The 17,768-nt window shown below is 66.0% G+C and carries 17 protein-coding genes; 6 read left to right on the top strand and 11 right to left on the bottom strand.

Going from position 1 to position 17,768, the window contains the following annotated elements:
- Nucleotides 1-72 precede the first annotated feature (72 nt).
- The 10 genes from dgoD to ABIC76_RS13485 all read right to left on the bottom strand — a co-directional run bounded on the left by dgoD (nt 73) and on the right by ABIC76_RS13485 (nt 10,396).
- Complete coding sequence (dgoD, locus tag ABIC76_RS13530; protein ID WP_354534289.1) at nt 73-1,221, bottom strand: galactonate dehydratase; 1,149 nt, start codon at nt 1,219-1,221, stop codon at nt 73-75.
- Between the two features lie 20 nt (nt 1,222-1,241).
- Nucleotides 1,242-1,868, bottom strand: a complete 627-nt coding sequence (locus ABIC76_RS13525; RefSeq protein ID WP_354534288.1) for a 2-dehydro-3-deoxy-6-phosphogalactonate aldolase — start codon at nt 1,866-1,868, stop codon at nt 1,242-1,244.
- On the bottom strand, nt 1,865-2,671 hold the full coding sequence (locus ABIC76_RS13520; protein ID WP_354534287.1) for an SDR family oxidoreductase: 807 nt from the start codon (nt 2,669-2,671) through the stop codon (nt 1,865-1,867). Before ABIC76_RS13520 ends, ABIC76_RS13525 begins: the two co-directional genes overlap by 4 nt.
- On the bottom strand, nt 2,668-3,552 hold the full coding sequence (locus ABIC76_RS13515) for an aldose 1-epimerase (RefSeq protein WP_354534286.1): 885 nt from the start codon (nt 3,550-3,552) through the stop codon (nt 2,668-2,670). Before ABIC76_RS13515 ends, ABIC76_RS13520 begins: the two co-directional genes overlap by 4 nt.
- Nucleotides 3,533-4,447, bottom strand: coding sequence for an SMP-30/gluconolactonase/LRE family protein (locus ABIC76_RS13510; RefSeq protein ID WP_354534285.1), 915 nt, complete (start codon nt 4,445-4,447; stop codon nt 3,533-3,535). Before ABIC76_RS13510 ends, ABIC76_RS13515 begins: the two co-directional genes overlap by 20 nt.
- Before the next feature lie 10 nt (nt 4,448-4,457).
- A complete protein-coding gene (gene araH / locus ABIC76_RS13505; RefSeq protein WP_502947862.1) occupies nt 4,458-5,405 on the bottom strand; it encodes an L-arabinose ABC transporter permease AraH in 948 nt (315 codons plus the stop codon).
- Nucleotides 5,406-5,482: 77 nt separating this feature from the next.
- Nucleotides 5,483-7,018 (bottom strand): L-arabinose ABC transporter ATP-binding protein AraG, encoded by a 1,536-nt coding sequence (gene araG / locus ABIC76_RS13500; protein WP_354534283.1) that lies wholly within the window; start codon nt 7,016-7,018, stop codon nt 5,483-5,485.
- Between the two features lie 33 nt (nt 7,019-7,051).
- Nucleotides 7,052-8,056: an arabinose ABC transporter substrate-binding protein gene (locus tag ABIC76_RS13495; protein WP_147215933.1), complete on the bottom strand. Its 1,005-nt coding sequence runs from the start codon at nt 8,054-8,056 to the stop codon at nt 7,052-7,054.
- Nucleotides 8,057-8,131: 75 nt separating this feature from the next.
- Nucleotides 8,132-9,145 carry a 2-dehydro-3-deoxygalactonokinase gene (locus tag ABIC76_RS13490; RefSeq protein WP_027680539.1) on the bottom strand — a complete coding sequence of 338 codons (1,014 nt, stop codon included), beginning with the start codon at nt 9,143-9,145 and terminating at the stop codon, nt 8,132-8,134.
- 174 nt (nt 9,146-9,319) lie between these two features.
- A complete protein-coding gene (locus ABIC76_RS13485; RefSeq protein ID WP_102066817.1) occupies nt 9,320-10,396 on the bottom strand; it encodes a porin in 1,077 nt (358 codons plus the stop codon).
- A gap of 175 nt (nt 10,397-10,571) precedes the next feature.
- Between ABIC76_RS13485 and gcvA the strand changes: the two genes are divergently transcribed.
- The 4 genes from gcvA (at nt 10,572) to ABIC76_RS13465 (ending at nt 13,475) form a co-directional block, all read left to right on the top strand.
- Nucleotides 10,572-11,498 carry a transcriptional regulator GcvA gene (gene gcvA, locus ABIC76_RS13480; RefSeq protein ID WP_027680389.1) on the top strand — a complete coding sequence of 309 codons (927 nt, stop codon included), beginning with the start codon at nt 10,572-10,574 and terminating at the stop codon, nt 11,496-11,498.
- 77 nt (nt 11,499-11,575) lie between these two features.
- A complete protein-coding gene (locus ABIC76_RS13475) occupies nt 11,576-11,995 on the top strand; it encodes a VOC family protein (protein ID WP_354534282.1) in 420 nt (139 codons plus the stop codon).
- Between the two features lie 49 nt (nt 11,996-12,044).
- Nucleotides 12,045-12,794: a 16S rRNA (uracil(1498)-N(3))-methyltransferase gene (locus ABIC76_RS13470; protein ID WP_354534281.1), complete on the top strand. Its 750-nt coding sequence runs from the start codon at nt 12,045-12,047 to the stop codon at nt 12,792-12,794.
- A gap of 81 nt (nt 12,795-12,875) precedes the next feature.
- Nucleotides 12,876-13,475, top strand: coding sequence for a YidB family protein (locus ABIC76_RS13465; protein WP_354534280.1), 600 nt, complete (start codon nt 12,876-12,878; stop codon nt 13,473-13,475).
- A 56-nt stretch (nt 13,476-13,531) separates the two neighbouring features.
- Here ABIC76_RS13465 and ABIC76_RS13460 read toward each other — a convergent pair whose 3' ends face one another.
- Nucleotides 13,532-14,476 (bottom strand): LysR family transcriptional regulator, encoded by a 945-nt coding sequence (locus tag ABIC76_RS13460; protein WP_206274296.1) that lies wholly within the window; start codon nt 14,474-14,476, stop codon nt 13,532-13,534.
- A 200-nt stretch (nt 14,477-14,676) separates the two neighbouring features.
- On the opposite strand from ABIC76_RS13460, the gene ABIC76_RS13455 reads away from it, so the two are divergent.
- Nucleotides 14,677-16,413 carry an IlvD/Edd family dehydratase gene (locus tag ABIC76_RS13455; protein ID WP_354534279.1) on the top strand — a complete coding sequence of 579 codons (1,737 nt, stop codon included), beginning with the start codon at nt 14,677-14,679 and terminating at the stop codon, nt 16,411-16,413.
- Between the two features lie 15 nt (nt 16,414-16,428).
- Nucleotides 16,429-17,754 carry an MFS transporter gene (locus ABIC76_RS13450; RefSeq protein WP_354534278.1) on the top strand — a complete coding sequence of 442 codons (1,326 nt, stop codon included), beginning with the start codon at nt 16,429-16,431 and terminating at the stop codon, nt 17,752-17,754.
- Nucleotides 17,755-17,768: the final 14 nt, after the last annotated feature.

Genomic DNA, 17,768 nt, shown 5'->3' with positions numbered 1-17,768 from the left:
CAGACGGGAATGACCCGGCTGGGGTGATCGCGGTCAGTAAAACGTGCTACGACGTCCCCTCCCCCGCCCGGCTTACCACTCCGCGACGGAACCGTCGGCGTGGCGCCACACCGGGTTGCGCCAGTCGGGTGCTTCCTTGCTCCGTTCGATGACCAGCGCCTCGTCGATGTCCACGCCCAGGCCGGGCAGGCGCGGCGGGCGGATATAGCCGCCTTCCAGTGCGAAATCGGCCTTGTTCCGCACGTAATCGAGCAGTTCGGCGCCCTTGTTGTAGTGGATGCCCATGCTCTGTTCCTGCAACGTGGCGTTCCAGCTGACGAAATCGACGTGCAGGCAGGCCGCCAGCGCGATCGGGCCCAGCGGGCAATGCGGCGCCAACGCCACATCGTAAGCCTCGGCCATGGCGGCGATCTTCACGCATTCGGTAATGCCGCCGGCGTGAGACAGGTCCGGCTGCAGGATCGACACCCCGCCCGCCTCCAGCACCCGCTTGAAGTCGAAGCGCGAGAACATGCGCTCGCCAGCGGCGATCGGCAGATGGGTGTGGGCGGCCAGGCGGGCATAGGTTTCGGCCTGCTCGGCCAGCACGGGCTCTTCGATAAAGAGCGGGCGATACGGCTCCAGCTCCTTGATGAGCACCTTGGCCATCGGCGCAGACACGCGGCCGTGAAAATCGAGCCCGAATTCGACGGTGTTGCCAAACGCGGAGCGAATCTCTGCAACCTTGGCGACCGCCGCGTCCACCGCGCGGGACGTGTCGATGATGCCCATCTCTTCGCAGCCGTTGAGCTTGAAGTGATCGAAGCCGCCGGCCTGCAGGGCCTTCATGCCGGCAATCACGTCGGCCGGGCGGTCGCCGCCGACCCAGCTGTAGGTGCGCATCTTGTCGCGCACGAGGCCGCCGAGCAGTTCATACACCGGCACGCCCAGCACCTTGCCCTTGATGTCCCACAGCGCCTGGTCGATGCCGGCGATGGCGCTCATCAGGATCGGGCCGCCGCGGTAGAAGCCGGCGCGGTACATGGTCTGCCAGAGGTCGTTGATGCGGCGCGGGTCCTGGCCGACGAGGTAATCGGACAGCTCGTGCACCGCCGCCTCCACCGTGCGCGCACGGCCTTCGATGACGGGTTCGCCCCAGCCGGTGACGCCCTCGTCGGTCTCGACTTTCAGGAACATCCAGCGCGGAGGCAGGCGGTACGTGGTCAGGCGGGTGATTTTCATGGATCGAATCGAAGGTGCGTTCAGGTGCGGACAGATTGGACGGCGCGGTAGGCCGCGACAAAGGCGCGCGCGCGTTCGGCGGTGCGCTCGATGGGCTGGCCCGGGCGATACAGGTCGCTGCCGAGCCCGGCGCCGATGCAGCCGGCGGCAAGGTAATCGGCAAGGTTCTCCGGCGTGATGCCGCCGACGGCAAATACCGGCACGTCAGCGGGCAGCACGGCCTTGAGCGCCCGGACATAACCAGTCCCGAGATTGCCGGCCGGGAAGATCTTCAGCGCCTGCGCACCTGCGTCGAGCGCGGCAAAAGCCTCGGTGGCGGTCATGCAGCCGATGCAGGTGACGAGCTTGCGTGCAGCGGCGGCACGGATCACGTCTGCATTCGTATTGGGCGTCACGACGAGCTTGCCGCCGGCCGCGACCATCAGGTCAACGTCTTCGGGGCGCAGCACGGTGCCCGCGCCGATCAGCGCGCGGTCGCCAAAAGCACGCGCGGCGAGTAGCACGCTCTGCGCCCAGTCGGGCGAGTTCAGCGGAATTTCGATGGCATCGAAACCGGCATCGACCAGCGCCTGCGTGTGCGCGAGCACCTCGTCAGGCCGGATGCCGCGCAGGATGGCGATCAGCGGAAGGTGGGTTGTCCAGGTCATTCGTGATAGAGCTGCGAGCGGCCGCCATCGATCAGGATGTCGGTCGCGTTGATGAAGCGCGCCTCGTCGGAGGCGAGGAACAGCGCGGTGTAGGCCACTTCTTCGGGCTCGCCGATGCGCTTGCACGGCAGCAGTTCGGCCTGGCGGCGGCGTTCGGCCTCCGGATCGGGCGCGGCGGCAAAGCCGGCCTCGGCAATCGGCGTGAGGATCAGTCCCGGCGAAATCGAATTGACGCGGATACCGCGCGCTGCATATTCGATCCCCAGCGCACGCGTGAGCCCGATCAGCCCATGCTTGGCCACCGGATACGGAAACGCGCCCGGAATGATCTTGTGTCCATGCACCGACGCGATGTTGACGATGCTGCCCGCCCCGCGCGCCAGCATGTGCGGCAGCACGGCGCGCGCGCAATGCCACGCGCCTTCCAGATCGACGGAAAGGCAGCGCGCCCAGTCGTCCTCGCTCAACGTGAGCGGATCGGAAAACACGTTGATGCCGGCGTTGTTGACCAGCACGTCGATGCCGCCAAAGCGCTCGACGCCGGCAGCGACCATCGCGTCGATCTGCGCGCGGTCGCGCACGTCGGCTTGCACGAGGAGGATGTTGTCGTTGCCAACGCTGTCGCCAATTTCGGCGGCAAAGGCTTCGGCGCACGCGTCACGCACCAGCGCGTTGACGATCACGCGCGCGCCGTGCTGCGCGAACAGCCTGGCAATCGCGCCGCCAATGCCTTGCGTGGCGCCCGTGACCAAGGCGACCTTGCCGGCAAGACGCGGCGGGAAAGACATCGGAGAAACAGTCATGCGTCAGTTCGGTTCACGGTGAATTGATAGCTGCGCTGCAGGCTCTGACCGGTGCCGAGAACCGTCAGCCCGTGGTCTTGCGCCAGGCCGGATAAGTTGTGCGCGTTGATGGCGTGGTCGACCGGCTCGAAGCAGAAGAAGTCGTACCCGGCTGGGGTGTACAGCACATAGCGCGCCGTGTCGGCCGTGATCTGCACAGACAGGCGGCGGCTGGGCCAGACGATCTCGGCGTGGCCATCCCAGCCTTCAAAGCTGTGATTGATGGCGGCGTTGGCTTCGAGCTTCCGGAGCTCGCGAAAGTCTGCATCTGCATGTGGCGCCTGCAGAACCGTCGGCAGATGGTCAGATGCGGATTCCCACATGGCCGTTGCGCTGGCGAGCAACCGAACATCCGGCGTGCGCGGAAAGAACGGATGCACGCCCAGGCCAAAGGGCAGCGGCGCACCTTCGTTGCGTACCGTCAGCGAGATTTCCAGCGTGTTGCCCGCGAGCGTGTAGCGCTGCGTCGTCAGGTAGCGGAAGGGAGGGCCGTGGTGGACCGTTGCGGCGAGTTCGACTGACGTGTCTGTTTGTGAGACCACCTCCCACGGCATCAGCCAGCCGTGACCGTGCAGCGGATAGGCTTCGTCGTCACGCGTGCCCGGCACGTCGATGGTCCGCCCTTCGAACTGGAAGCGCCCACCGCCGATGCGGTTGGACCACGGCACGAGCGGAAAACAGGCGAGCGCTCTCGGATCGTGCAGCGCGGCTTCTGCTACCGCCGGCCGGAAGATCGGCGCGACATCGCCGTCACGCAGCAGATCGAAACGCAGCAAGCCGCCACCGGCTTCGGGCAATACCTCGGCGCGTAGCGTGCCGTTTTCAAGCTGCAACGTAGGCATGGCCGAACCGGCCCTCCGGCAATCCGCGTGCGTCCGGCACGGCAAGCTGCAACGTCGCGCCGGCATGCACGTCTTCTGCCAGGCGGCGCGCTGACAAGCCGTCTCGTGCCGTCGTCAGATACAGCGTATCGAGCGCCGCGCCGCCAAATGCCGGGCATGTGGGCTGCGATGCCGGCACGGACACGCGCGCCAGCACGCGGCCGTCCGGTGCGTAGCGCGTCAGGCGGTTACCGCCCCACTCGGCATTCCACAGGCAGCCGTCTGCATCGACGGTCGAGCCATCGGGCGAGCCCTTGTGGGCGCCATCGGCATCCTGGTCGCGCAGATCGGCGAAGACGCGAATATTGGCGACTGCGCCGGTCTGCCCGTCGTAATCGCACGCGTGGATGCGCCGGCTGTTGGTATCGCACCAATACATGGTCTCGCCGTCGGGGCTGAAGGCGATGCTGTTGGCGATGGCGATGTGCGGCAGCGCCAGGCGTTGCAACGTGCCCATCGGCGTGAAGCGATAGAAGCTGCCGGTGGGTTCGGGGCCGCCCTCGTGCAGCGTGCCGAAGACGTAGTTGCCGGAGCGGTCTGCGCGGCCGTCATTGACCCGCGTGGTCGGGTTGTCCGGCTCGACGTCAGCCAGCAGCGTGAGCGCGCCGGTGCGCGTATCGAAGCGGGCGATGTTCTTCGCGAGGCCGAGGATCAACACGCCGGGCTCGTCCGTCAGCACGAAAGAGCCGACGCGTTGCGGCAGCGGCCATTGACGCTCCTGCCCCGTCGTCGGATCGTGCTGCCACAGCAGCGATTCCTGGATGTCGGTCCACCAGAGCACGCGCAGGGCGTCGTCCCAGACGATGCCTTCGCCCAGCGTGCAGCGCAGATCGGACAGCGTGGTTGCGGTTGTCATCTGCACGGCCTCACTCACGGCCGCCACGGTTCTTCAACTGGTCGACCAGCACCGCCGCCAGCAGAATCGCACCGCGCACCAGGTACTGATAGAACGCGTCGATGTTCAGCAGGTTCATCGCGTTCTGCACGGTGCCCATGATCAGCACGCCGACCAGCACCCCGCTGATGGTCGCGCGGCCGCCGAGCAGCGACACGCCGCCCAGCACGCAGGCCGAAATCACGTTCAGCTCAAAGCCTTGCGCCGCATTCGGCTGGCCGCTGGTGATGCGCGCCGCCAGGATCACGCCGGCCAACGCAGCAATCACGCCCTGGATCAGGAAGATCACGATGCGCGTCATGTTGACGTTCACGCCGGCCAGCCGCGCGGCTTCCGGGTTGCCGCCGATCGCCAGCGTATTGCGGCCGTAGATCGTCTTGTTGAGCAGCACACCAAACACGACAAAGCACAGCGCCGCGACCCACACCGGCGTCGGCACGCCAAAAAGGATCGTGTTGCCGAGGTCGAAGAAATCCATGTCCGACACGCCCACCGCCTGCCCATGTGAGGCGATGAAAGCGAGGCCACGCACGATTTCCATCGTGGCCAGCGTCGTGATCAGCGCATTGATCTTCAGCTTGGCGATCACGAAACCATTGATGCCGCCGATGATCGCGCCCGCCACCAGGCTCGCGCCGATGCCGAGTGCGATGCTGCCGGTGGCGTTGATGATCATGGCGCAGAGCACGCCGGCAAACGCCACCGTGGAGCCGATCGACAGATCGAAATCACGCGAGGCCAGACAGAACATCATCGTGCAGGCAACCATGCCGATCTGCGAGACGGACAGCGCAAGGCCGACCATGTTCTGCCACGAGAAGAAATACTCGACCGAGAACGACAGCGCGGCAAAGAGAATGGCGAAGATCAGCGGCAGGCTGAAATCGTCCAGCAGGCTAAGCAGGCGCGTCTTGTTCATGGCAGAGCGTGCCGATGCGGCGAGCGCATCGGAATGTTGCAGGGGTTGAGACTGAGACATCTTGGACTCCGGGGTTCTCATGCCGCCAGCGGCGGCAAAGGTGCGGACGGCAACGGCGCGGACTCTGGCCGCAGTGCGAGCTTGAGCACCGCTTGCTCGTTCGCCAGTTCGCGCGGCAATTCGCCGGCGATGCGGCCTTCGCTCATCACGAGCACGCGGTCGGCCACACCGAGGATTTCCGGCAGCTCGCTGGAGATCATCAGCACGGCCACGCCGCGTTCGGCCAACTCGTACAGCACCTGGTAGATCTCGTTCTTGGCACCCACGTCGATGCCGCGCGTGGGCTCGTCGATGATCAGCACGCGCATGTCGTCTTCGGCCAGCCAGCGCGCCAGAATCGCCTTCTGCTGGTTGCCGCCCGACAGCAGGCGAATCGGCTGCTCGCGGTTGGGCGTCTTGATGCGCAGGCGCGTGATGTAGTGATCGGCCGTCTTCGCTTCCTGCCGGTCATTGACGAACAGGCCGAAGCGACGCTGGTTGCGCCGGCAGCTGATGTTGATGTTTTCCGACACCGAGCGGCAGCCGATGATGCCCTCTTCCTTGCGGTCCTCCGGGCACAGCACGATGCCCTGGCGGATGGCGTCGGCCACGTCTCGGATGCGGATCGGCGCGCCGTCGAGCGTGATGCTGCCCGCCGTTTTGCGATCGGCCCCGTAGATCAATCGCGCCAGTTCCGAGCGCCCCGCGCCCACCAGCCCGAACAGGCCGACAATCTCGCCGCGGCGTACGGACAGGCTTGCCGGCTCGGCCAGCTTCGGGCCCATCAGGCCATCCACCTGCAAGCGCACGTCACCCAGCGGGCGCGCACGGTAGTCGAAGATGTCGTCGATCTGGCGGCCGACCATCTGCGCCACCAGCTCGTCGCGCGTGACGTTGGCCATCGACGGGAAATCCGCCACCTTGCGGCCGTCGCGGAAGATCGTGCAGCCATCGCACAGCTCGAAAATCTCATCGAGCCGGTGCGAGATGTAGATCAGCGCACGGCCCTGCGCGCGCAGGTCTTTCACGAGGCGGAACAGGATGTCGGTCTCGCGGATCGACAGCGAACTCGTCGGCTCGTCCAGCGCAATCACGCGCGCATCGCGCAGGATCGCCTTGCAGATCTCGACCATCTGGCGCTGGCCGATCGACAGGTGCTTCAGCTTGGCGCGCGGGTCCAGGTCGACGCCGATGCGGCCGAGCTGCTCGCGCGTCCACGCCATCGCCTCGCGCTGTCGGATGAACCCGCCGCTGGCCGGCAGGTGGCCGAGCAGCAGGTTGTCCATCACGGTCAGCTCGGGCACCGTCTGCAGCTCCTGATGGATGACGGCAATGCCGGCATCCAGCGCCGCGCGCGTGGTCGGAAACGTCGTCGGCGTTCCCTCGACGACGATCTGCCCGCCATCGGGCTGATAGTCGCCGCCCAGGATCTTCAACAGCGTCGACTTGCCCGCGCCGTTCTCGCCCAGCAAGCCGTGCACGCGACCGCACTCGATGCCGAACGACACATCGGACAGCGCCCGCACACCCGGAAACACCTTGCTGATGCCACGAAACTCAAGAAACGCCGACATGGCAAGTCTCCTTCAACAACGTCATCCGCAAGATCACAGACCCATCTCTTGGCGGACGGCCTTTTCGTTGTCGCGCGTCATCAGGCGGCCGCTGGTCAGGATGAGCGGGTCCGGCGCCTTGTTGTTCTTGATCCACTCGTACATGTTGACCGAGGTTTCGTAGCCGTGACGCTTCGGGCTGATCAGCACGGTGCCGAAGAAGCCGGTCTTCTCGGGCTTGGCGAACTCGTTGAGTGCCGACTGGCTGCCGCCGATACCCACCCCGATGATGTCGGCCGGCTTCACGCCGTGGCCTTCCGCTGCGCGCACAGCGCCGAGCACCGCTTCGTCATTCAGGCCGAAGGCAATCCAGTGCTTGAACTTCGGGTTCTTGGTCAGCGTGATGTTGGCGGCGTTGAAGGCCGCTTCGGTATCCGTCTTGGCCTGCGGGCTGGTCAGCACGTTGGCGGCCGGGAAGCCCGCCTTGGTGAGCGCGGCGACGGCGCCGTCGGTACGTTCCTTGGCGGTCGGCAGCTGGTCATAGGCGATACGGATAGCACCGACTTCCGACAGGTTCCAGCCGCGCTTCTTCATCTCCTGCGCGATGGCGTCGCCCACCTGTTCGCCGATCTTCGTGGCCGAGATGCCCATGTGCGGCACAGACTCGATCGGCTTGCCTGCGCCGTCGACCAACCGGTCATCCACCGTCATCAGCTTGAGGTTGTTCTGCTTGGCCTTGGCGACGACCGCCGGTCCGAGCTTCACGTCGGGCACGCAGATCACGAAACCCTGCGCGTGCTGCGCGCCCAGGTTGTCGATGGCGGTGAGCACTTCGCCGCCGCTGGGCACACCGATCTTCACGAGCTTGAAGCCTTTCTCCTTGGCAGCCTGGTCTGCGAACTTCCATTCGTCCTGGAACCACGGCTCTTCGGGCTGCTTGACCAGGAAGCCAATCTTCACGTCATCGGCGGCATGGGCAAACACCGAAAGGCCGCCGGCCATGGCAAACAGCGTGGCGGCCGCAATGGCCTTGAATGTCCCGCGTCGTTGTTGTTGCATGTTGTCTCCTTGCGATGCCGTCGTTGCGGCATCTGTTCTGCGTTGGATGAAAGAGGAGTGGCGTGTGCGCCAGGCTCACGCCACCTTCAAGGTTTTGACCAGGCCGCGCTCGCGTGCGATGGCGATCGCGCCGCTGCCGGCCAGGTGTTCCTGCTGTTCACTGCTGGTGACGGTGACCTTGCCCGAGAAGAAATCGTCGTCCGACACCAGCACGGCCAGCGCTTCACGCAGCAGCGGCTTGCCCGTGATGACGAACTGCGTGCCCGGATTCATGCGGATCGCGCTGCTGTTCTTGAGCGTGAGCAGATCCGCGCCCAGCACCGCGCCCAGCAGGAAGTTGGCCCGCGCATTGCGCTCGTAGATCGTGAACTGTCCCAGCGTGCGCACCATGAAGCAGGCACGCCCCAGCCCGATGCTGCTGGCGCTGCGCGCGCCGGAGAGCAACATTTCCGGATCGACCTCGGTGGCAAAGTCGGAGTCGAGCGCGTCGGCCAGGATGGTGTTGTGCGTGATCACGTGGAGCAGTTCGCCAGCCAGCGTCGTCACACAGCCGGTGATGCGCTGGTCGGCGTCCAGATGCACGAACTTCGAGTGCGACCCCGGCAGCACGATCACCGCCGGTTCCGTGATGCCCAGACGCGAGACCAGACCCATGGTCTCGACCTCCTCGCCGCGCATCATGTCCATCGACTCGATGTTGTGCAGGCCGAGGTTGTCCACCGGATTGCGCACGCCCGGCACGAACCAGATCGGCTGGGCGCACACCTCGGGGATGCTTGCCTGCACCATCCCGGCCGCCAGGTCGCGCAGGCCGGCCGGCGCCATCAGGTGCGGGACTTCGTGCAGGCCGACGTTGGAGGTGATCATGCCGGACGCCAGCACCAAGTCGACCTGGCTCATGCCGAACCCGGCCTTCTGCAGCGCAGCTTCAATCGTGTCTTGCACGCCGCGCTGCAGCGTCGTCCGGTTGCCGGTGATGGCGGTGTCGCGCACGCCAACCTGGCGCGCAGCCTGGCAAAGCGCAACGTCATCGCGCCAGACCGTAACGCGTGTGTTGGTGGTACCGGTATCGATGGTGAGGATGTTCATGCGTGGCATTGCTTGGTGTGACTTGGGACACGGCCCGGGTTAAAACCATCCATGAGCCGCAGCGGGCGGCCCCAGGTTGACTTGAGAACTGCCGCCGCTCATGAGGACGTCGTCCGGAAACGGCAGCATCGCGGGGTCAATCTTGGGGGTGCGCACCACGATCATGAGCGGTTTTTAGAACGAGTGAACGATACCCGTATAGGCACCCAGCTGGTTCTTGCCCGGGGCCGGGTTGTTGTTGGTCGCTTCCACCGAGAAATTGGCGGTGGAGCTGTTCTGCACCGTGCCCACGCTCGCGTACAGCATCGTGCGCTTGGACAGGTTGTAGTTCGCGCCGGCCATGAACAGGTTGGCGTTGCCGCCGCCGTGGTTCACGTTGACGCGGTAGGCCGCGCCGATCAGCGTCAGCGCCGGCGTGACTTCATAGTTGATGCCCAGCCAGTAGTGGTTCGCCTTGGTCGGCGCACCCGCCGCGGCATCCGGCGCCGACAGGTTTTCATACGCCGCAAACAGCTTGGCCTTGCCGATGGTGTATGTGCCGCCGATCGTCGCTTCCTTCGAGAAGTTGAAGATGTCGCTGAACTTGCCGTTGCCATCGCGGATCACGTCATAGATCGCGCGCACTTCCAGCGGGCCGGCCGTGTAGACGGCGGATACGCCATCGCGGCGGCTGTTCGTGAACGAGCCCGGCTGTTCGCCCAGGCCCGTCTGCAGGCCGATCTGGAAGCCGCCCCAGGTCGGGCTTTGATATTCGACGATGTTGTTCGCGCCCGGCCAGTTGCGCCCGCGCACGAGCGTGGCCGAGCCGATGAACTGCTGGCCGGTCGGGTCGAGGAACCAGACGTCGTTGCTGATGAAGAGGTTCTTGCCGGCCGTCAACGTGCCCCAGGTGGGGCTGGACAGGCCGACGTACGAACGGCGGTTGAAGAGCGCATCGCCGTTGGTTTTGCCCTGGGCTGCACCGAAGCCGGATTCAAGCCGGAACACGGCCTGCAGGCCACCGCCGAGATCCTCCTTGCCCATGAACCCGAACATGCTGGTCCCCCACTGGTTGTCGGCGGCGCGCCAGAGGCTGCCGCCGGGCGACGTCGCGGTGGGGGCGACGTTGTTCTGGTAGTCGATGCCGCTGGCGACGCGGCCGTACAGCGTGACGTTGGTTTGTGCGAGGGCGGGAGCGGTCCAGCCAGCGAGCGCGAAGGTGAGCCCAAGCGCGCACGCCAGCGTCCCGCGAACAGCGGTGGTTCGATTCATGACGTCTCCTGGAATGTTTTTGTAGGCGGGGTCCGGTCCGTCGCGTGGTTTGAGATCGCTGGAGGCACACACCAGGCATCGTCACCGTCCCCAGGCGCATTTGTAGTCGGGGCCGCCTTAACGTGGCAAACTACAAATTCTTCGCGAGACGTTAAATTTTTCTTAACGAGAACGCATGCCACGGCGCCTCCCTCCCCTTAATGCATTGCGCGTCTTTGAAGTCGCGGGCCGTCACCTGAGTTTCAGCCGAGCCGCGGACGAGCTTTGCGTCACCAATGCCGCCGTCAGCCACCAGATCAAGCAGCTCGAAGATCATCTGGGCAAAAAGCTCTTCGCGCGCCGCAACAACCAGCTCACGCTCACAGACGCCGGCGAGAACTACCTGCCCCGCGTGCGCGATGCGCTGCGCGCGCTCGAACAGGCCACCGACCTATTGATGGACACCGCCGACGCGCCCCTGCGCGTGGCCGTGCCGCCAACCTTCGGCGCCAAGTGGCTGGTGCCGCGGCTGTACCGCTTCTTCAACCAGCACCCGCACGTGCGCGTCGAGGTGTCGACCGCCGACGTGCAGGACCACGGCCAGTTCGATCTGTGCATCGACGACCGGCAAGTCAATGCACCCAACCTGCGCGTCGAGTGGTTCACCTCCACCGATTTCTTTCCGGTATGCAACGCCACGCTGCAGGCCGCGATCCGGATGCCGCAGGACCTGGCCACACAGACGCTGCTGCACGAGCGCGGCGGACGCCATCTCGCGCACCATCCGACGTGGCGGCAATGGCTGGACGAAGTCGGCGTCGCGCACATCGACGCCACGCGCGGGCCCGCGTTTTCCGAGGCGCTGATGGCCCTGCAGGCCGCCATTGACGGCCAAGGCGTGGCGCTCGGCCAGGGCATCCTCGTCGAATACGACATCGCCGCCGGGCGCCTGATGCGGCCGCTGGCGACTGAGGCGTCGCTGCGCCTGTCGTACTACCTGATCCACCCGCACCAGGCGGCCGAGCACGCAGGTTTTGCGCTGTTCCGCCAATGGCTCGTCGATGAAGTGGCGCGCAGCGGCGGGCGGCCGCGCAACCAGTCGGCGGCAGGCGAGGTGTTTTGATTTCTTTTTGATTGTGGTGCGGCCGGCGCTCTACACTACTCGTCCCTGTTTGCATCGCGCCGAAGAAGGAGCCCGCCATGAGCTTCCCCCGCCCCGCCAACACGCCGTGGCTCGTCCCGTACCTGACCGTGCGCGACGCCTCGGCCGCCATCGCCTTCTATCGCAACGCGTTCGGTTTTGGTGTGCAGGATGAGGTGCACGACCATGGCCGCCCGATCCACGTCGAGATGACGTACCAGGGCCAGCTCATGCTGATGTTCGCGCCCGAAGGCGTCTTCGGCTCCACCGCCAAAGCCCCCGCGGGCGCCGGCTTTGAATGCCCGCAGAGTTTCCACCTGTATTGCGACGACGTCGACACCGTGTACCAGCACGCGCTCGACCAGGGCGCCGCGTCCATCATGGCGCCGCACGATGCTTTCTGGGGCGAACGCTACGCCGCCGTGCGCGACCCCGATGGCTACCGCTGGGGCCTCGCCTGCCGCCCCGCCGCGGCCTGATCGCGCCATCGTCTGCTCGCCTGACCGATTCACCACAAGGATTGCTGTAATGGGGCTTCCCCGTTTTTTCGTCGACACGCCGCTCGCCCCCAACACCAGCGTCACGCTGCCCGAGGCCGTTACGCGCCACATCCACGTGCTGCGCCTGGCTGCCGGCGATGACGTCTGCCTGTTCGATGGCTCCGGCCACGAATTCCGTGCGCGGCTCGATGCCATCAACAAGCGCGATGCCACTGCCAGCCTTGCCGACGCCACGCAGCCCGACACCGAAGCGCGCTACGCCATCACGCTCGCGCAAGGCATTGCCGGTGGCGACAAGATGGATTGGCTGATCGAGAAGGCCGTCGAACTGGGCGTCAATGCCGTCGCGCCGCTGCAGACCGAACGCGGCGTGGTGCGACTCTCCGGCGAGCGTGCCGCCAAGCGCGTGCAGCACTGGCAAGCACTGGTGCAAGCCGCCTGCGAGCAATGCGGCCGCGCCCGCGTGCCGGTGGTCGCGCCGGTCGCCACGCTGCGCGAGTGGCTTGCCGCCGCCAAGTCGACCGACGCGCCGCGCGTGTTGCTGTCACCGCGCGGCACACAGTCGCTCACGCAGTGGGCGGTGCAGTCGCGCACGCACATCGAAGGCAACGGCATCGTCCTGCTGATCGGGCCCGAGGGTGGCCTCTCCCCCGACGAAGAAGCGCTTGCCGAGGCTGCCGGTTTCTTACCACTGACACTCGGGCGACGTATTCTGAGAACGGAATCGGCGGCGCTTGTTGCCGTCTCCGCGCTGCACGCCGTGCTCGGCGAGTTCTAAGTTCTGACGACGAAACACTGACCGTTTGATCCCCCGGCGGGCCTTTCCCCCGTGCCCGCCATTGACCAAAGGAGCTTCATCATGGGTCTACTCGATTCGATTCTCGGCGGCGGCAATGACGCCAGCGGCGCGCAATCGTCCTTGCTGGGCAACAAGAAGGTGCTGCTGGCCGTGGGCGTGCTGGCCTACCTGGCAATGAAGCACAAGTCGCAAGGCGCGGGCGATGCAGCCGCGCCGCAGGGGCAGGAAGATCAGGGCGGCGGCCTGTTCGGCTCGCTGGGTGGCTTGCTCGGTGCGGCAGGCGGTGCAGGCGCGCTGGGCAGTCTGCTCGGCGGTGCAGGCGGAGCCGGTGGCCTGGGCGGTCTGCTCGGCGGTTTGCTGGGCGGCGGCAGCGTCAATGCGGATCAGGCGGCGGTCAGTGGCCTTGGGCCGCTGCAGCAAATCCTGGAACAAGCCGGTCTGGGCGAACAGGTCAAATCGTGGATCGGCAATGGTCAGAACCTGCCGGTGTCGGGCGAACAGATCACGCAGGCACTGAGCGGCACGGGCGCGCTGGAGGAGGTGTCGAAACTGGCCGCCAACTTCGGCATCAACGAGGGCGATCTCGCCAGCCAGCTTGCCGAAGGCCTGCCCGAAGCGGTCAATCACCTCACGCCGCAGGGCGCCGTACCGGCAGCCTGAACGTCATCGCTGCACAGAGAAAAGCCCGCAATTGCGGGCTTTTTTTACGAGGGCGATCAAGCCGCGCCGTAGGCTGTTCGGCCCGCATCGCGCAGCGCCTGCACCACATGCAGGGCCGCCGGCGACAACAAGCGGTCCGTGCGCGTGATGATGCCGAAATCGTCCATCTGGCACGGCATGGCCAGCGGAAGAATCGCCAGCATGCGGTACGACGCGTAGTACTGCGCGACATCGGTGCCGATCACGGCGAGCATGTCGCTCTGCTCGAGGATGCGCGTCAGGAAAAGCAGCGCGGAGGTTTCGACCACGCTGGACGGCGCCGTCAGGCTCTCCCGCTGGAACATCAGATCGAACCGGTGACGCAACACACTGCCGATGGGCGGCACCACCCAGGTGGCGGGCTGCACATCGGCCAGCGTCAGCGACGGTTCTGCCAGCAGCGGATGCCCAGGTCGCGCCACCGCAACCACCGGTTCGTCGGCCAGCGGCTCGTAGCGCAGGTGCAGCTTGTCGTGCTCGGCAAACAGCCTGCCGACCACCAGGTCGAGCTTGTCCTGCGCGAGGCGTTCGAGCAGCACGTTGCTGCTTTCGATTTCAAGCGACACCCGCAGCCCCGGATGCTCGCGCGTGATCTGCGCCACCACCGGCGGCAACAGCCGCACGCCCGGCGAGGTGATGGTGCCCACTGCCACATGCCCCAAGTGGCCGGCCTTCAGTCCAAGCACTTCCTCCTGCGCTTGGTCCAGGCTGCCGACGACTGCGCGCGCGTGCCGGATCAGCGCGTCGCCATAGCGCGTGGGCCGCATGCCGCGCGGCATGCGCTCGAACAACTGCACATCGAGCATGGCCTCTAGCTCGCGCAGCAGCTTGGAGGCGGCGGGTTGCGTCATGTTGAGCGCGGCGGCCGCCCGGTGGATGTTGCCCTCCTCGGCCAGGGCGATCAGCAACAGCAGTTGTCGCGTCTTCAGGCGCGCACGGACATACCAGGGGCTGTTCGACATCGGGTCTTCCTCGGGATATCAAATCGGATATCGGTCAGGGCCAATATTTCATTGGAAGGATATCAGGGCGCTCCGTACACTCGGTCCGATCAAAAAACCACAACCACACCGGAGACAACGGACGTGCCGCGCGGCCTGCAAGTGCCGCGCTGCCGGTCGACGCGCGCGCCTCGACAACCACGTCCGTGACACACGCACCCATGTCGGAATCGAAACCCAAGCTGCGCTCGGCCCAATGGTTCGGCACTGCCGATAAGAACGGCTTCATGTATCGAAGCTGGATGAAGAACCAGGGCATCCCCGACCACGAATTCGACGGCCGCCCGATCATCGGCATCTGCAATACCTGGTCGGAACTGACGCCGTGCAACGCGCATTTCCGCAAGCTGGCCGAACACGTCAAGCGCGGCATCTACGAGGCGGGCGGGTTTCCGGTGGAGTTTCCGGTGTTCTCCAACGGCGAATCGAACCTGCGCCCGACCGCCATGCTCACGCGCAACCTCGCGGCCATGGACGTGGAAGAGGCGATTCGCGGCAACCCGATCGACGCGGTGGTGCTGCTCACGGGCTGCGACAAGACCACGCCCGCCCTGCTGATGGGCGCGGCCAGTTGCGACGTGCCGGCGATCGTCGTGACGGGCGGGCCGATGCTCAACGGCAAGCTCGACGGCAAGAACATCGGCTCGGGCACGGCGGTGTGGCAGCTGCACGAATCGCTCAAGGCGGGTGAGATCGACCTGCATCATTTCCTGTCCGCCGAGGCGGGGATGTCGCGCTCGGCCGGCACGTGCAACACGATGGGCACGGCGTCCACCATGGCCTGCATGGCCGAAGCGCTCGGCACCTCGCTGCCGCACAACGCCGCCATTCCGGCAGTGGACGCGCGGCGCTACGTGCTGGCGCACATGTCCGGCATCCGCATCGTCGAGATGGCGCTGCAAGGGCTGACGCTGTCCAAGATCCTCACGCGCGCTGCATTCGAGAACGCCATCCGCGTCAACGCGGCGATTGGCGGCTCGACCAACGCGGTGATCCACCTCAAGGCGATTGCGGGGCGCATCGGCGTGCCGCTTGAGCTGGAAGACTGGTCGCGCATCGGCCGGGACACCCCGACCATCGTCGACCTGATGCCCTCCGGGCGCTTCCTGATGGAGGAGTTCTATTACGCCGGCGGTCTGCCCGCCGTGCTGCGGCGCCTTGGCGAGGCCAAGCTTCTGCCGCACCCCGATGCGCTGACGGTCAACGGCAAGACGCTGTGGGAGAACGTCAAGAACGCGCCCATCACCGACGACGAAGTCATCCGGCCGCTCACCAAGCCGCTGATCGACGATGGCGGCATTCGCGTGCTGCGCGGCAATCTCGCGCCGCGCGGTGCGGTGCTCAAGCCGTCGGCGGCCAGTCCGGAATTGCTCAGGCATCGCGGCCGTGCGGTCGTGTTCGAGAACCTCGAGCACTACAAGGAACGCATCGTCGACGAGACCTTGGAGGTGGACGCCAGCTCCGTGCTGGTGATGAAGAACTGCGGACCGAAGGGCTATCCGGGCATGGCCGAGGTCGGCAACATGGGCCTCCCGCCCAAGCTGCTGCGCCAGGGTGTGAAGGACATGGTCCGCATTTCCGACGCGCGCATGAGCGGCACCGCCTACGGAACGGTCGTGCTGCACGTCGCGCCCGAAGCTGCCGCTGGCGGGCCGTTGGCCGCGGTGCAGGACGGCGACTGGATCGAACTCGACTGCGAGGCCGGTACGCTGCACCTGGACATCGACGACGCCGAACTTGCACGCCGCATGGCGGCTTATCAGGCGCCGCGCTCCCATGGTGAAGGCGGCGGCTACCAGCGCCTGTACGTCAATCACGTGCTCCAGGCCGACGAGGGCTGCGACCTCGATTTCCTGGTCGGCTGCCGTGGCGCCGCCGTGCCGCGCCACTCGCACTGAGCGGGGGAAAGACCGATGGACATCTCTCAAACCGCAGGCGCCGTTCCGGCTTCGGCCGATGCATCGGAGGAGCAGCGCATCATCCGCCTGCTCGCGCGCAAGCTGATGCCGTTCCTCGCGTTGATCTACGTGGTGGCGTATATCGATCGCTCCGTAGTCGGCTTCGCCAAGCTGCACATGAACGCGGCAGTGGGCATCGGCGATGCTGCCTACGGGCTTGGGGCGGGCCTGTTCTTCATCGGCTATTTCCTGTGCGAGGTGCCGAGCAACCTGGCACTCGAACGCTTTGGCGCACGCCGCTGGTTCGCGCGCATTCTGTTCACCTGGGGCGTCATCACCATGGCCATGGCGCTGGTCAGCGGCCCGGTCAGTTTCTACGTGCTGCGCTTCCTGCTCGGTGCGGCCGAGGCCGGCCTGTACCCCGGCATTCTGTATTTCCTGACCAAGTGGTTTCCGATGCGCCATCGTGCGCGCATCGTCGGCTTGCTGGTGCTGGCACAACCCGTCGCGCTCATCATCACCGGGCCGATGGCGGGGTGGCTGCTGTCGGTGCCGGGGCTCTTTGGCATGTCGAGCTGGCAAACGCTGTTCGTGGTCAGCGGCCTGCCGGCCACGCTGCTGTGTGTGCCGACGCTGCGTATCCTGCCGGAATCCCCCGCGCATGCGCGCTGGCTGCCCGCTGCAGACCGCGCGTGGATCGAACGTGAGCTGGCCGCAGACCAGGCCGCCTATGCGCTGAAGTCGCACGGCAGCCCGCTCAAGGCGCTCAAGGATGTGCGCGTGCTGATGCTGGCGCTGCTGTTTCTGCCGTTTCCGCTGAGCATCTACGGCCTCTCGCTGTGGCTGCCGACGATCATCAAGCAGTTTGGCGTGAGCGATGTCGCCACCGGTCTGCTGTCGGCGGTGCCCTATCTGTTTGCCGTGCTGGGCTTGTACCTGGTGCCGCGTCATTCGGACCGCACGGGCGAGCGCTACTGGCACATCGCCATTCTGTCGGCGCTGGCCGCGCTCGGCATGGCGGCCAGCGCTTGGGTTCAAGCGCCCGCGCTGCAACTGGCCTGCCTCTGCCTGTTCGCGTTTTGCGCCTATGCAATCCAGGCCGTGCTGTGGACGCTGCCGGGACACTTCCTGACCGGCACGAGCGCCGCCGTGGGCATCGCGACCATCAACTCGCTGTCCAACCTGGGCGGTTACCTTGGGCCCTATGGCATGGGCATCATCAAGAACGCCACAGGCAGCCTGTCTGCCGGCCTGTACTTCCTTGCCGCCGCGCTGACATTTGCCGTGGTGATGACGTTCGTCGTTCGCACCGTGCTGGGCGCACGCCAGCACCTCTCCTGACACCCGTTCCCGAC

This window comes from Ralstonia sp. 1138 (assembly GCF_040544795.1).
Lineage (GTDB): Bacteria > Pseudomonadota > Gammaproteobacteria > Burkholderiales > Burkholderiaceae > Ralstonia > Ralstonia flatus.
This window is presented reverse-complemented; position numbering and strand designations above follow the sequence as displayed.

Coding starts and splice junctions, on each gene's coding strand:
- ABIC76_RS13525 (WP_354534288.1), bottom strand. CDS start 1,868: ATGACCTGGACAACCCACCTTCCGCTGATCGCCATCCTGCGCGGCATC.
- ABIC76_RS13450 (WP_354534278.1), top strand. CDS start 16,429: ATGGACATCTCTCAAACCGCAGGCGCCGTTCCGGCTTCGGCCGATGCA.
- ABIC76_RS13520 (WP_354534287.1), bottom strand. CDS start 2,671: ATGACTGTTTCTCCGATGTCTTTCCCGCCGCGTCTTGCCGGCAAGGTC.
- araH (WP_502947862.1), bottom strand. CDS start 5,405: ATGAACAAGACGCGCCTGCTTAGCCTGCTGGACGATTTCAGCCTGCCG.
- dgoD (WP_354534289.1), bottom strand. CDS start 1,221: ATGAAAATCACCCGCCTGACCACGTACCGCCTGCCTCCGCGCTGGATG.
- ABIC76_RS13475 (WP_354534282.1), top strand. CDS start 11,576: ATGAGCTTCCCCCGCCCCGCCAACACGCCGTGGCTCGTCCCGTACCTG.
- ABIC76_RS13455 (WP_354534279.1), top strand. CDS start 14,677: ATGTCGGAATCGAAACCCAAGCTGCGCTCGGCCCAATGGTTCGGCACT.
- ABIC76_RS13465 (WP_354534280.1), top strand. CDS start 12,876: ATGGGTCTACTCGATTCGATTCTCGGCGGCGGCAATGACGCCAGCGGC.
- ABIC76_RS13470 (WP_354534281.1), top strand. CDS start 12,045: ATGGGGCTTCCCCGTTTTTTCGTCGACACGCCGCTCGCCCCCAACACC.
- araG (WP_354534283.1), bottom strand. CDS start 7,018: ATGTCGGCGTTTCTTGAGTTTCGTGGCATCAGCAAGGTGTTTCCGGGT.
- gcvA (WP_027680389.1), top strand. CDS start 10,572: ATGCCACGGCGCCTCCCTCCCCTTAATGCATTGCGCGTCTTTGAAGTC.
- ABIC76_RS13515 (WP_354534286.1), bottom strand. CDS start 3,552: ATGCCTACGTTGCAGCTTGAAAACGGCACGCTACGCGCCGAGGTATTG.
- ABIC76_RS13510 (WP_354534285.1), bottom strand. CDS start 4,447: ATGACAACCGCAACCACGCTGTCCGATCTGCGCTGCACGCTGGGCGAA.
- ABIC76_RS13490 (WP_027680539.1), bottom strand. CDS start 9,145: ATGAACATCCTCACCATCGATACCGGTACCACCAACACACGCGTTACG.
- ABIC76_RS13495 (WP_147215933.1), bottom strand. CDS start 8,056: ATGCAACAACAACGACGCGGGACATTCAAGGCCATTGCGGCCGCCACG.
- ABIC76_RS13485 (WP_102066817.1), bottom strand. CDS start 10,396: ATGAATCGAACCACCGCTGTTCGCGGGACGCTGGCGTGCGCGCTTGGG.
- ABIC76_RS13460 (WP_206274296.1), bottom strand. CDS start 14,476: ATGTCGAACAGCCCCTGGTATGTCCGTGCGCGCCTGAAGACGCGACAA.